Consider the following 12,798-nt stretch of genomic DNA (forward strand, 5'->3'; position numbering starts at 1 on the left):
TCCACCGGGCCGACCGCCGGCCAGCCCGGCACCCGGGGGACGCACGACGGCCGCCCGCCCCGCGCGTCATCGTACGGCGGGACCGGCGCCGGTGCGCCGGCTTAGAGCCGGCCCTTCAGCTGCGCCGCGAGCGCGCGGGACCAGTGCGACAGCTCGGCGCGGTTCGCCGTGCGGCCCTCGCACAGGACGGTGAGCTGCGCGTCGTTGATCCGGTTCGGACCCGGGATCTCCAGCAGATAGGCCAGTTCCTCCAGCACGGTGGCGAGCCGTGCGGCGTCCGTGTGGTCGATGACCACCGCGGCCTCGTGGTGGCTGATGGTGAGCGAACCGGGCATGGCCAGCCTCCTCCGTCGACCCCCCGCACCCTCCACCGTACGACCGGCCGGCCGGGACCGCCCGGGGTGCGGAGGGCGCGGCCCCGGGCGGGCAGGCGGCCCCGCCCGCCGGCGGGTCCACCGGGCGGGCGGGGCGGTAGCGCGCCGGGGCCGGGCGGTCTGCCCGGGGGTGCGCCCCGGAGCGGGTTCAGGCGGCCTCCTCGTCGCCCTCCCAGCGGCGGCGGCGCACGGCGGGTACGGCCAGCACCGCCACGGCGGCGCCGAGTTGCCAGAGGGCACCGAACGCCAGGAGGGCCCCCGTCCCGAGCCGCCCCGCCAGCGGTCCCGCCGCCGCCAGGCCCACCGGCCCCAGGGCGAAGGCGCCCAGCGCGCCGAAGGACGTCACCCGGCCCAGCGCCTCCGGCGGCACCCAGCGCTGCATCGTCGTGTCGTACAGCGTGCCGCAGACCGCCGAGCCGACGCCCGCGACCAGCGCCCCGGCCACCACCCACGGCAGCGCCGCACCGGCCGCCAGCGCCGCCGAGGGCAGTGCCCAGCCCAGCGTCGCCACGGTGGCCACCGCCAGCGGCCGGGCCGGGCGACGGCCCAGCACCAGCAGGCCGCCCAGCACCGCACCGCCGCCGTACACGGCCATCACCGCGCCCCAGGCGCGCGCACCGCCGAGCTCGCGCTGCGCGGTGAGCGGCCCGAGGACCAGGAACGGTGCCCACACGAGCAGGTTGAAGAGCCCCATGTGCGCGGTGGTGATCCACAGCCACGGCCGGGAGCCGAACTCCGACCAGCCCGCACGGAGGTCCGCGAGGAGCGACTCGTGCCCGTCGCCCGGCGGCGCACCGGGCAGGCGCAGCCGGTACAGCGCGAGCGCACCGACCCCGTACGTCACCGCGTCGGCCGCCAGCACCACCGCCGGCCCCCAGGCCGCCGTGATCACGCCGGCCAGTGCGGGACCGGCCACCGTCGCGGCCGAACGGGCCATCCCCAGCAGCGCGTTGGCGTCGCCGACGAGCTCCTCGCGGCGCACCAGGCCGGGCACCAGCGCGCCCAGCCCCGGCATGAACAGCCCCTCGCCGATCCCCCACACGGCGACGAGCGCCACCATCGCCCACAGCGGCGCGTGTCCGGTCGCCAACAGCGCGGCGAACAGCGCCTGGACCACCCCGCGGAGCCCGTCCGAGGCGAGCATCACGCGGCGGCTGCCGAGCCGGTCCGCGACCACTCCGCCGGCGAGCAGGACCAGCACCACCGGCAGGATCCGGGCGGCCATCACCCAGCCCAGGTCGGCGCCGTCCCCGCCGGTGCCGCCACCACGGGGACCGCCGGGGCCGTCCGCCACGCCGCCGAGCACCGCGAAGGCCACCGCCACCGGTGCCATCGCGGAGCCGAGGAGGGACGTCGCGTAGCCCATGAAGAACCACCGGAAGTCGTGCTCGCCCAGCACGGTGAGACGGTCTCCCGGGCGCCGTCGACGGGCCGGGATCCGTTCGGTTTCCACTGCCATGGGCGGCAAGTCTGCCTCCGCGCGGAGGAACCGTTCAAGGGTTCCGGCAGGAAAACTTGAGCCTTTCCGAATCAATTTTCGCGACGCTCGCACGTGCCGCAGTAAATAGCCACTTGAATGCCGTTTCACCTGCCGTTTACTGCGATTCACGGATACGATTCCGTCGGGTTCAAGCACCGTGATTCATTCGTTTACTGCGGCAGAGGTCCACTGATGACAGAGCTTCCCCCGGTCGAGTACGCCGTCGCCGTCGAGCGCTACCTCGCCGTCTCCGGACTCGCCGAGGGCTCCCGCCGGGTCTACCGGATCGGGCTGGACACCTGGGCCTGGGCGCTCGCCGACCGGCCCGCCCCCACCGGCCCCGGGCGGCGCCGCGCCCGGCCGCCCGTCCTCCCGCTCGCCCTGCTCGACCACCCGGACGCCGCCGCCCGCCTCGGTGCCGCCGCCACCCGCCGCGCCGCGGACACCGACGTGCGCACGCTCAACCGCGAGCTGTCCACCCTGCGTGCGGCCGTGGCCTGGTGGCGCGCCCAGGGCTGGATCACCCAGGACCCGGCCTCCGACCTGCGCGCCCGTCCGGCCCCCGCACCCGCCGCCGGCCCGCTCGCCCCGGACGAGCTGCGCGCCCTGTTCGCGCTCCGGGCGCCGCTGCGCGAGCAGACGCTGTGGCACCTGCTGCACGAGTGCGGCGCCGCGATCGAGACCGTCCTCGCCCTGAACACCGACGACCTCGACCTCCCGGCACACCGCACCCGCCCCCACCCGGGGCGGCCGGCGGTACGGTGGCAGGCCGGCACCGCCCGCCTGCTCCCCCTCCTCGTCGCCGGCCGCGCCGCCGGACCGCTCTTCCTCACCGACCGCAGGGCCCCCGCCGGCACGGCCCGTGCGGACCGCTGCCCGCACACGGGCCGGGGGCGGCTGTCGTACCGCCGGGCCGCGGAGCTGTTCACGGCGCACACGCAGCGGCTGGGCGCGGACTGGACGCTGCGCCGGCTACGGACGGCGCGCTGAGATCACTGCTCGTCCGGCGGCACCGCGCGGCGTCCCTGGGGGAGCGACTCGTCGAGACGGGCGGCCAGTTCGGCTACGCCCGGGCGGGCTTCCGGGTCGGTGCGGAGGCAGGCGTCGATGGCGGCGGCCAGGGGGCGCGGAAGGCGGCGGCGCCGGGAGACCGGTGGTGCCGGGCCGTCCGGGTACGGGCCGTCGTACGGGACGTCGCCGGTGGCGGCCTCGTAGAGGGTGATGCCGATGCCCCAGACGTCGGCGGCCGCGGTGAGCCGGCCGCCGCGGGCCTGTTCGGGGGCGAGGTAGCCGTCGGTGCCGATGCCGGGTGCGGCCGGGCCCGGCGGACGGGCGACGCTGAGGTCGAGCACCTTGGCCCGGCGGCAGTCGATCACGACGTTGGAGGGCTTGAGGTCGAGGTGCAGCAGGCCGCGGCCGTGCAGGTAGTGGACGGCCGAGCACAGGTGGAGCCCGAGCAGGGCCACGTCGGCGGCGGCCGGGCGGCGGGGGCGGGTGTCCAGGACGTGGGAGAGCGTCTCCCCGGTGAGCGTCTCCAGAACGGCGTACGGTTGCGGGCGCTCGCCCGTCCCGTAGCCTCGGACGAGGTGCGGGTGCGTGAACTCGGCCAGCCAGCGGCCCTCTTGGAGCAGCCTGGTGCGCAGCCGCCGCTCACGGCGGCGGTCCGGGCGGAGCACCTTCACGACGCAGCGGCAGTCGCGCTCCTCGCTCCAGGCGTCGTAGAGGTCGAGCCAGCCGGTGCGGCAGAGGTGGGCCAGGACCTGGTACCCGGGGGCGATGGACGTCCCTGCGGGGAAGGGCGGTCGGGCGGTGTCCGGGCTCAACGCGGCACCTCCTCGGCCAGGTTGGAGCGATGCAGCCCGTCGAGCCGCGCGTATCCGTCGTCGCGGGCCAGCAGTTCATCGTGCGTGCCGCTGTCCGCGACGCAGCCGTCACGGAGCAGCACGATCCGGTCGGCGTGCCGGACGGCGGGCAGGTCGTGCGAGACGACGATCGTCGTCCGGCCCCGCATGAGCCGCCCGAGCGGTGCCAGGACCCGGCGCGCGGACTCGGCGTCCAGCCCCGTCGTCGGCTCGTCGAGGATCAGCACGGGCGCGTCGCGGATCATCGCGCGGGCGATCGCCAGCCGCCGGCACTGCCCGCCGGACAGCAGCCGCCCGTTGCGGCCGACCACCGTGTCGTAGCCGTCCGGGAGCCGGCTGACGAACTCGTGGGCGTCGGCGGCCCGGGCGGCGGCCACGATCTCGGCGTCCGTGGCACCCGGCCGCCCGTACGCGATGTTCTCGCGCACGGTGCCGTGGACGACCAGGGTCTCCTGCAGCAGGACGGCGATGTGCTCGCGCAGATCGGCGACCGCCAGTTCGCGCAGGTCGATCCCGTCCAGGCGGACGGCTCCGCGCTCGGGGTCGTAGAAGCGCAGCAGCAGCTTGGCGACGGTCGACTTGCCCGCACCGCTCGGTCCGACCAGCGCGACCGTCTCGCCCGGCTCGGCGCGGAACGACACGTCGAACAGCGCCACCCGCGTCGACCCCGGGTAGCGGAACCACACCCTGTCGAAGGCGACCGCCCCGCGCACCCGGGCGGGGCGCAGCGGCACCGGCGGATCGCTCACCTGCGGGCGCTCGTCGAGGAGTTCGAGGATCCGTTCGGCGGCGGAGGAGGCCGAGTAGAAGCCGTTGCTGAGCCGGGAGATCCCCCGGACCGGGCCGTACAGACGGCTCAACAGGGCGACGAAGACCAGGAGTTCTCCCAGCGTCAGGCGCCCGCGCGCGAGTTCCCAGGCGCCCAGCCCGAGGACGATCAGCGCGCCGGCCAGCTCAAGGACGTCCACGATCGGCGCGAACAGCGCCCGCAGGCGGGTGGCCTCCATCGTCGCCCGGAACCGCGCCATGCTCTCCCGCCGGAACCGCTCCTGCTCCCAGCCCTGCCGGTTGCAGGCCTGGACGAGCGCGATGTTGCCGAGGGACTCCTCGGTGAGCGCGCTGACCGAGCCGCTGCGCCGCCGCCGCTCGCGCGAGGCGGCCTTCACCTGTGCCGAGAAGCGCCGCGCGGTGAACCAGAACAGCGGCACCACGACGAGCGCGACCAGCGCGAGGTCCCACCGTAGGTAGAACAGCACTCCGAGGAAGACGGCGAGTTCGGCGACGTACGCGACCGCGTCGACGACGCCCGAGAGCAGGAACGTCTCGACCGCCTCGACGTCGCCGGTCAGCCGCGCCAGCACGTCGCCGAGCCGCCGCCGCTCGAAGAAGCCCAGCGACAGGCCCTGCAGGTGCCGGAACACGTCCGCCCGCAGGGCCAGCAGGAAGCGCTCGCCGACCCACGTCGAGGTCATCTCGTCGGCGAAGCCCAGTGCCCCCGCCACGACCGTCAGCCCCGCGTAGGCGAGCGCGACCGGCAGGAAGAGGTCGAGCCTGTGCGGGACGAGGACGTCGTCGACGACGACCTTGAACAGCCAGATCGCGGCCGTGTCGACCACCGGGCCGGCCAGGACGAGGGCCAGCAGCATGACGAGCCAGCGCCGCCCGCCCCTCGTGTAGGGCCAGAGCCGCCCGAACGTCCGCCGCAGCGGCAGGGCCGGGGCCGGCTCGACGACCGGATCCACCCGGGCGCCGTCGCCGTCACCCGCGTCGGCGGCCGTCGGCCGCAGCGGTGACCACACGGTACGAGTCCAGCCCGTGGAACGTGGCCGGGCCGCCGGGGCCCGGCCCTGACAGGACGGCGGAGCCGTCAGTGCCGCGAGTTCGATCCGCGACGACGACGGCGGCCCGTCTTGGAGTCCCTGGTCTCCTTGCCGGTCTTGCGGTCGTGCTTGCCGCCGTGCCGCATCGCCGGGACCAGGTTGGCCAGCATGCTCATCGCTGCCACCTTTCTCTCCGGTCCCCCCCGCCACCAGGGGGTACGCACGGGCGGGCGGGTTGGTTCAGGCATGGGGGAGGTTTCTTTTCCCCGTGCCGGGAGTTGGAGGTGCCGCGGGGCTCCGGGAGTCGTTGCCCGGCCTTCGTCACGGAGCCCTCCGGAGCCGTTACGAAGGCCTTCGAGGGTGTTACGAAGCCGATGGGCCGCCGTGACGCGACCGGCCGGGGACCGCGACACGGGATCCCTAACGTCTCGGTCGACGCACCGGCCGCAGGGGTCGGAACGCGTCGACGACGGACGTCGACGACGGACGTCGATGCCGACCGTCGACGACGAGCGTCGACGATGCCGACGAAGGAGAGCACCCATGAGCAGGAGCCGTACCGATCGCGCGCCGGGCCGCCGGATCCTGGCCGTCTGCGCACTGACCGGGGCCGCGCTGCTGACCGCCCTGACCGGCGGGCAGGCGTGGGCCGACGGGGCCCCCGCGCCGGCCACGCCCACGGCCGTCCCGAGTGCCGCCCCGGCCATCCCGACGGCCACCCCGACCGCCGGCCCCGCCGCCTCCGGCGCGGTCGTGGTGCCCAAGGGCCCCGCACCCGCCCAGCCCGCTCCGGCCCGGCCGACCGCCGGTGCGCCCGCCGCCGCGGGCGTCGCCAAGGCACCCACCGCCACACCCGCGCCGACCGGCGCCCAGGACGCCGACCGGCCGCAGGTCCGCGAGGTTCCGAAGGGCGCCGCCCAGGCCGGGGACGGGTCCACCGCGACCGACGGCAACGGCCTCACCCTGGCCGCCGGCGGTGCCGTCGCGGCCGTCGGCGCCGGGGCGCTGGGCTTCGCCCTCCTGCGCCGCCGTTCCGGTGCGCGCGGCTGACACCGGCCCCGAGCCCGCCGGGCACCCCGGCGCCGCAGCCCCGCTCCTGGCCAGGCGGGGCGGCGGCGCCGGGACGGACCCGGGCGCGGACGGGGCACCGGCCGGCCGGCGGCGCGCAGCCGGGCGGAGACGGGGGCAGGGGCAGGGGCAGGGGCACGGTCCTGGACCAGGACGAGGCCACGGACGGCGGAGGCGGCGCGGGCCGCAGCGCGGACCGGGCGTGGTGCGCCGGGCCGTCGTGGGGGCGGCCGGACTGCTGTGCCTGGTGCTCGGCGCGTCGGTGGCGCTCGGCTCCCAGGAGACGCCGGTCGTACGGATCGAGTCCTCGGCGCACGGCAGCGCGGCGGGCGGTCCGGCCTCCGGATCCGCCGCGTCCACCCCCGCCGTCTCCGGCACCACCGGCGCCGGCACCCCGGCCGCCACCGCGCCGCCCGGCGCCCCGAAGGCCCTCCCCGCCTCGGAGCCGACCCGCCTGCTCATCCCGTCCGCCGGCGTCGACGCCCCGGTGACCGGCCTCGGCCTGAACACCGACGGGACGGTCCAGGTGCCGCCGGCCGACCGGGCCGGGGAAGTCGGCTGGTACCGAAACGGGCCCACCCCCGGCGAGACCGGTCCCGCCGTCCTCATCGGGCACTACGACACCGTCCACGGCCCGGCGGTCTTCCACCGCGTGCCGCAGCTGCGGCCGGGCGACCTCGTCCAGGTGCGGCGCGCGGACGGCACCACCGTGGACTTCACGGTCCGCTCACTGCTGCAGGCCGCCAAGGACCGCTTCCCGACCGACGCCGTCTACGGTGACACCCCGGCCCCGGCCCTCAGGCTCATCACCTGCGGGGGCAGCATCGGTTCGGACGGCCACTGGACCGACAACATCGTCGTCCTGGCCGACCTGGCCTGAGCCGGCCCGGCCGGCCGCACGGGAACCATCGGCCGCCGCCGGCACGACTTACACCAAAGGCACGACAAGGACGTCGTACACGCGCGGCGCCCCCCACGACCAGGCAAAGCAGGAGGGCGAGCACCGACGTGGCAGCAGCATCCCCGCCCCGCCGCCGGCGCGCCGCCACGCCGGTGGCCGCCCTCGCGGCCGTGGCCGTCCTCGTCGCGCTGGCCGCGGCCCTGGTCGTGGGCCGGGCCGACCCCGGCGGCCTGAAGGACCAGGGCCCGTCGCAGCCGGTCACACCGCCCCTGCGGGCGCAGCCGCTCTGGCCCGGCCTGAACGCCCCGCCGACGCCGTCCTCCTCCGCCACCGAGACCGGCTCCGCCTCCCAGGCGCCGCCGCAGCCCGTCCCGGACCTGACCGTGGCCGGGCGGGACATCACCGCGGTCGACGTCCGCGCCGTCCTCGCGAAGGACCCCGAGGTGAGCTCCGAGGAGCGGCCGGCCCTCGGCTCGTGCACCGGCTGCGCGGTCCGCAGCCCCGAGTTCCGCGACCTCACCGGCGACGGGAAGCCCGAGCTGATCACCGCCGTGGCCGTCCCCCAGCAGGTCGTGCTGCACGTCTACACCCTGGTCGACGACCGGCTCGTACCGGTCCTGCGGGTCAAGCTGGTGCCGCTGTTCAGCGCCGAGACCATCGGCACCGACCTGTGGCTGCACGAGCAGACCACCACCTCCGTCCAGACCACCAGCCACTACCAGTGGGACGGCGTCCGGCTCGCCCGGCTGGAGCAGAGGTTCGAGGGCACCGGCCCGCTGCCCGGCCCGTCCGCCGGACCGGACCCGGTGACGTCCGTCGTGCCGCCGGGCGGCCGCGCCCCCGGTCCCGTCCGTCCGACGGCCGAACCGGCCGCCCCGACGGCCACCCCGACCGCCGTCCCGTCCCCGCTCGTCCCCAAGAACCCAGCCCGGCCGCCGACGCCCACCCTCCCGGGAGTGCAGCAGCCGTGAACCCCGACCCCCTGGCCTCCGCACCCATGACCCCCGCCGAGACGCCCGCCCAGCCCCGCATCCTGATCGTCGAGGACGACGAGGTGATCCGCGAGGCCACCCGGATGGCCCTGGAGCGCTACGGCTTCCCCGTCTCCACGGCCGCCGACGGCCTGGAAGGGCTGGAGGCGTTCCACGCCGTCCGACCCGACCTGGTCCTGCTGGACGTCATGCTGCCGCTCCTCGACGGCGTCGGGCTGTGCCGGCGGATCCGCGAGGAGAGCCAGCTGCCGATCCTGATGATGTCGGCGCGCACCGACCCGGTGGACGTCGTGTCCGGGCTGGAGGCCGGGGCGGACGACTACGTGGTCAAGCCGTTCGAGAGCGCCGTGCTGGTCGCCCGGATCCGGACGGTCCTGCGGCGGATCCGCGTCGTCCCGGCCCCGGCCGACGACGGCGTCCCCGCCGTCCCCGCGTCGTCCCCTCCCCCGTCTCCTTCTCCCACCCCCGCGCCCTCCCCCACCGTCCGCAGCTTCGACGGCATGCAGGTGGACACCGACAGCATGGAGGTCCGGGTGGACGGCCGCCTCGTCCCGCTCACCCCCACCGAGCTGCGGCTGCTGCTGGAGTTCACCGCCGCGCCCGGCATCGTGCTGGAGCGCTCGACCCTGCTCGAACGTGTCTGGGACTACGAGTGGGGCGCGGACACCCGCGTGGTCGACGTCCACGTGCAGCGGCTGCGCGCCAAGATCGGCGCCGGACGGATCGAGACCGTCCGCGGCTTCGGCTACAAGCTGCGGCGGCCGGCATGACGCTGCGCCGCCAGATCGCCACCGCCGTCGCCGCGATCTCCGTCCTGGTCGCGGTGGCCGTAGGCCTGCTGGTCCACCAGGCGATGATCCGCCAGCACGTCGACCAGGCCCGCGCCACCGCCCTCACCGCCCTCGACTCCTCGCTCGGCGCGTACGCGCGCAGCGGCGACGTCGCCGGCCACGGCGCCGCCCTGAACGACCCCGCGCTGCCGACCCGCCTGCACACGCTCGCCGCCGACGGCCGGCAGGGCACGCTGCTGGCGGCCGGGCCGGACGGCGAGACGATGTGGGCGGCCGGACCGGTGCAGAACGCCGTGCTCTCGGTCCGGGTCGACTTCACCCAGGACCGGCAGTCGATCGCCGACCTCGACCGGATCATCCTGCTCACCGTCGTCGCGGCCGTCTTCACCACCGTCCTCGCCGGCGTGCTGGTCGCGGACCGGATCAGCCGCCGCCTGCGCACCGCGGCCACCGCCGCCCGGGGCATCGCCGCCGGCCGGACGGACACCCCGATCGGCGAACTCGTCGACGGGCGGGACGAGGTGGCCGACCTCGCGGCGGCCGTCGACCAGATGTCCCGCTCGCTGCACCGGCGGCTCGCGGACGAGCAGCGCTTCACCGCGGACGTCGCCCACGAGCTGCGCACCCCGCTGACCGGCCTGGTCACCGCCGCCGAACTGCTGCCCCCGGGCCGGCCCACCCAGCTCGTCCAGAACCGGGTCCAGGCCCTGCGCGCCCTCGTCGAGGACCTGCTGGAGGTCTCCCGCCTCGACGCCGACGTCGAGACCCCGGACCTCTCCGCCGTCCCCCTCGAACGGGCGGTGCGCCGCACCGTCACGCTCACCGGCCTGGACGTGGACGTCACGGTCACCGCCGACGCCGAGGTGCGCACCGACCTGCGCCGGCTGGACCGCATCCTCGGCAACCTCGTCGTCAACGCCCACCGCCACGGCGCCGCCCCCGTCGAACTCCACGTCGACGGCCACCGCATCACCGTCCGCGACCACGGCCCCGGCTACCCCGACGACCTCCTCGACGACGGCCCGCAGCGCTTCCGCACCAACGCCCCCGAACGCGGCCGCGGCCACGGCCTCGGCCTCACCATCGCCACCGGCCACACCCGCGTCATCGGCGCCACCCTCGTCTTCGCCAACCACCCCACCGGCGGCGCCCTGGCGACCCTCACCCTCCCCGCCTGACCCGCGCACCACCGACGACCGACGAGGGGCCGGCTCGGCCGGTCGACGACCAGGGTGGCCACCCACCGGGCGGCCCGCCCGGCCGACGCGTCTTGGCCCCATCAGGGCACGCTGCCGTAAGGTGTGGCGCCGTACTCGGCGGATCGCTCCCTGCGGGAGGTGGGGATGGGGCTGATGGATGCCGATCACGCGGGGCTGGTGGTCGCGGCGCAGGCCGGTGACGACCGGGCGCGCGAGGAACTGATCGCCGCGTACCTGCCGTTGCTCTACAACATCGTGGGGCGAGCGCTGAGCGGGCACGCCGACGTCGACGACGTCGTGCAGGAGACCCTGCTGCGCGTCGTGCGCGACCTGCCCGACCTGCGTGCACCGAAGAGCTTCCGGTCCTGGCTGGTGTCGATCGCGCTGCGCCAGATCAGCACCCACCGTCACCGGCAACACGTCTTCGCCGGCCGGACCGTGGTCATCGACGAGGCGCACCGGATACCGGACGCCGGCGCCGCTCCCGAGGACACGACGATCCTGCGTCTGCACGTGTCGGACGAGCGCCGCCAGGTCGTCGAGGCCGGCCGCTGGCTCGACCCGGACCATCGGGTGCTGCTGTCGCTGTGGTGGCAGGAGGGCGCCGGCACGCTGAGCCGTGACGACCTCGCCGCCGCGACGGGGCTGACGGCCGCCCACGTCGGAGTGCGCCTGCAACGCATGCGCGAGCAGCTGGACTTGAGCCGGACGATAGTCGCCGCGCTGAACGCCGACCCGCGCTGTCCGCGGTTGGACGAGACCGTCATCGGCTGGGACGGTCTCCCCGCGTCGGTGTGGCGCAAGCGGATCGCGCGGCACACCCGCGGCTGCCCGGTCTGCGCGCCGACGACGGGTGAGCGGATTCCGGCCGAGCTGCTGCTCCTGCGTGTCGCGCCGCTGGCCGTCCCGGCCGGGCTCACCGCCGCGCTGGCCGCCAAGGGCCTGCTGCCGGGTGCGGCCGCGAGTGCCACCGGGCTGGCCACGGCACCCGTCGCGGCCGGCACGGCGACCGGGGGAGGTGGTCTGCACGGATCGCTGATCGCCAAGTTCTCCGCGGTGACCGCCCATCCGCTGGTCTCCCTGGTCACCGGCGCCGTGATCGTCAGCGGAGCCGCCGCCACCTACGCGGCCTGGCCCGAACCGGCGCCCCGGGCGCCCGGCGTCACCGCCGCTCCCAGGGCCGGCGATCCCGCACCCGTCCCGTCGGGCATCGCGGCTCCGGCCGGACCGTCGGGCACCGCCACGCCGACCGGACCGTCCCAGGTGAGTCCGTCCGCCGGCGCGGCCGCGGTTCCACCGGGCGCACGCTCGCTGGAGTCCGTGGACGACCCCGCCCTGTACCTCACGTACGCCGGCGACCTCACGACGCTCGGCCGGGTGGACGCGTCCAGCAGCGCCCAGACGCGCCAGCGGGGCACCTTCACGGTCGTCGGGGGCCTGGCCGACCCGCGGTGCGTCACCTTCCGCGCCGCCGACGGCCGCTACCTGCGCCATCGTGACCTGCGGCTGCGGCTGAGCACCGACGACGGCAGCGAACTGTTCCGCGAGGACGCCACCTTCTGTCCGCAAGCCGGGGCGGTCGCCGGGTCGGTGACCCTGCACGCACACAACTATCCCGGATCGGTCCTCCGCTACCGCGACGGCGGCATCTGGCTCGACGGCTCCGACGGCACCCGGGCCTTCGCCGGCCAGTCTTCCTTCATCGTGCGCGGGGCCTGGGCCTGACGGGAGCGACCGGGCCGGAGGACTCGGCGTAACGGTTTTCGCCTGCGAGATGTGTCACCGGGCAATCATCCGGATCGCGCCACCGTTTTCGTTACGGGGCCGCGCGTGCGGATGCCTCCCATGTGTGGGGTGCCCTTCCCGCCGCTCGCCGTGACGGGCCGGTGCGGAAGGCGCCCCGGTTTCCCCGTCGAGGCATCCCGGAAGAAAGCCGTTCCCATGACACGTCACACCCACGAACCCCCGGCGAAGGCGCGCACGACCGCTGCGCCCAGGGCACCCCGCAGCACCCGAGGTGAGTCATGAAGGGTCTGCACCGGCTCAGCCGGCGTCGCCGCCTGGTGACGATAGGAACGTCGGCCGCTGCGTTGGTGGCCGGTGCCGTGGCACTCCTCCCCGACTTCGCCGGAGCCGCCGCCCTGGGCACGCAGGCGGCCCCCTCCGGCAGGTACTTCGGCACCGCTGTGGCCGCCGGCCGGCTCGGCGACCCGACGTACTCCACCATCCTCGACCGGGAGTTCAACGCGATCACCCCGGAGAACGAGATGAAGTGGGACACCACCGAACCCTCCCGCGGGTCGTTCAACTT

General features: G+C 75.7%; 13 protein-coding genes. 8 read left to right on the top strand and 5 right to left on the bottom strand.

Annotation, left to right across the window (positions count from 1 at the left end; all coding sequences use genetic code 11):
• Positions 1-101: 101 nt before the first annotated feature.
• Positions 102-335 carry a hypothetical protein gene (locus tag AB0C76_RS16730; RefSeq protein ID WP_359965152.1) on the bottom strand — a complete coding sequence of 78 codons (234 nt, stop codon included), beginning with the start codon at positions 333-335 and terminating at the stop codon, positions 102-104.
• A 187-nt stretch (positions 336-522) separates the two neighbouring features.
• On the bottom strand, positions 523-1,833 hold the full coding sequence (locus AB0C76_RS16735; protein WP_359965154.1) for an MFS transporter: 1,311 nt from the start codon (positions 1,831-1,833) through the stop codon (positions 523-525).
• A 213-nt stretch (positions 1,834-2,046) separates the two neighbouring features.
• Between AB0C76_RS16735 and AB0C76_RS16740 the strand changes: the two genes are divergently transcribed.
• A complete protein-coding gene (locus tag AB0C76_RS16740; protein ID WP_359965156.1) occupies positions 2,047-2,844 on the top strand; it encodes a hypothetical protein in 798 nt (265 codons plus the stop codon).
• A 2-nt stretch (positions 2,845-2,846) separates the two neighbouring features.
• On the opposite strand, the gene AB0C76_RS16745 is transcribed toward AB0C76_RS16740, so the two are convergent.
• From AB0C76_RS16745 to AB0C76_RS16755, 3 genes are all read right to left on the bottom strand, one after another.
• On the bottom strand, positions 2,847-3,677 hold the full coding sequence (locus tag AB0C76_RS16745; protein WP_359965158.1) for a serine/threonine-protein kinase: 831 nt from the start codon (positions 3,675-3,677) through the stop codon (positions 2,847-2,849).
• On the bottom strand, positions 3,674-5,515 hold the full coding sequence (locus AB0C76_RS16750) for an ABC transporter ATP-binding protein (protein ID WP_359965160.1): 1,842 nt from the start codon (positions 5,513-5,515) through the stop codon (positions 3,674-3,676). The genes AB0C76_RS16745 and AB0C76_RS16750 overlap by 4 nt, the downstream gene beginning before the upstream one ends.
• 68 nt (positions 5,516-5,583) lie before the next feature.
• Positions 5,584-5,712, bottom strand: coding sequence for a hypothetical protein (locus AB0C76_RS16755; protein WP_359965162.1), 129 nt, complete (start codon positions 5,710-5,712; stop codon positions 5,584-5,586).
• Positions 5,713-6,079: 367 nt separating this feature from the next.
• Here AB0C76_RS16755 and AB0C76_RS16760 point away from each other — a divergent pair, with 367 nt between their 5' ends.
• The 7 genes from AB0C76_RS16760 to AB0C76_RS16790 all read left to right on the top strand — a co-directional run.
• A complete protein-coding gene (locus AB0C76_RS16760) occupies positions 6,080-6,586 on the top strand; it encodes a hypothetical protein (protein ID WP_359965164.1) in 507 nt (168 codons plus the stop codon).
• A gap of 220 nt (positions 6,587-6,806) precedes the next feature.
• The gene (locus AB0C76_RS16765) at positions 6,807-7,484 is read left to right on the top strand and encodes a class F sortase (protein ID WP_359965166.1); all 678 of its coding nucleotides are present in this window, start codon (positions 6,807-6,809) and stop codon (positions 7,482-7,484) included.
• Positions 7,485-7,612: 128 nt separating this feature from the next.
• Positions 7,613-8,476, top strand: coding sequence for a hypothetical protein (locus tag AB0C76_RS16770; protein ID WP_359965168.1), 864 nt, complete (start codon positions 7,613-7,615; stop codon positions 8,474-8,476).
• Positions 8,477-8,502: 26 nt separating this feature from the next.
• Positions 8,503-9,267 carry a two-component system response regulator CseB gene (cseB, locus tag AB0C76_RS16775; RefSeq protein WP_359965189.1) on the top strand — a complete coding sequence of 255 codons (765 nt, stop codon included), beginning with the start codon at positions 8,503-8,505 and terminating at the stop codon, positions 9,265-9,267.
• Positions 9,264-10,466, top strand: a complete 1,203-nt coding sequence (locus AB0C76_RS16780) for a HAMP domain-containing sensor histidine kinase (protein WP_359965170.1) — start codon at positions 9,264-9,266, stop codon at positions 10,464-10,466. The genes cseB and AB0C76_RS16780 overlap by 4 nt, the downstream gene beginning before the upstream one ends.
• 174 nt (positions 10,467-10,640) lie before the next feature.
• On the top strand, positions 10,641-12,212 hold the full coding sequence (locus tag AB0C76_RS16785; RefSeq protein WP_359965172.1) for a sigma-70 family RNA polymerase sigma factor: 1,572 nt from the start codon (positions 10,641-10,643) through the stop codon (positions 12,210-12,212).
• 299 nt (positions 12,213-12,511) lie between these two features.
• Positions 12,512-12,798: endo-1,4-beta-xylanase (locus AB0C76_RS16790; protein ID WP_359965174.1), on the top strand; the 287-nt coding region annotated here is incomplete at its 3' end.

The sequence above is a fragment of the Kitasatospora sp. NPDC048722 genome (genome assembly GCF_040650235.1).
Classification (GTDB): Bacteria; Actinomycetota; Actinomycetes; order Streptomycetales; family Streptomycetaceae; genus Kitasatospora.

Excerpts from the sequence above, each read along its gene's own strand:
- cseB (WP_359965189.1), top strand. The coding sequence starts at position 8,503 with ATGACCCCCGCCGAGACGCCCGCCCAGCCCCGCATCCTGATCGTCGAG.
- AB0C76_RS16755 (WP_359965162.1), bottom strand. The coding sequence starts at position 5,712 with ATGAGCATGCTGGCCAACCTGGTCCCGGCGATGCGGCACGGCGGCAAG.
- AB0C76_RS16785 (WP_359965172.1), top strand. The coding sequence starts at position 10,641 with ATGGATGCCGATCACGCGGGGCTGGTGGTCGCGGCGCAGGCCGGTGAC.
- AB0C76_RS16740 (WP_359965156.1), top strand. The coding sequence starts at position 2,047 with ATGACAGAGCTTCCCCCGGTCGAGTACGCCGTCGCCGTCGAGCGCTAC.
- AB0C76_RS16730 (WP_359965152.1), bottom strand. The coding sequence starts at position 335 with ATGCCCGGTTCGCTCACCATCAGCCACCACGAGGCCGCGGTGGTCATC.
- AB0C76_RS16735 (WP_359965154.1), bottom strand. The coding sequence starts at position 1,833 with ATGGCAGTGGAAACCGAACGGATCCCGGCCCGTCGACGGCGCCCGGGA.
- AB0C76_RS16780 (WP_359965170.1), top strand. The coding sequence starts at position 9,264 with ATGACGCTGCGCCGCCAGATCGCCACCGCCGTCGCCGCGATCTCCGTC.
- AB0C76_RS16760 (WP_359965164.1), top strand. The coding sequence starts at position 6,080 with ATGAGCAGGAGCCGTACCGATCGCGCGCCGGGCCGCCGGATCCTGGCC.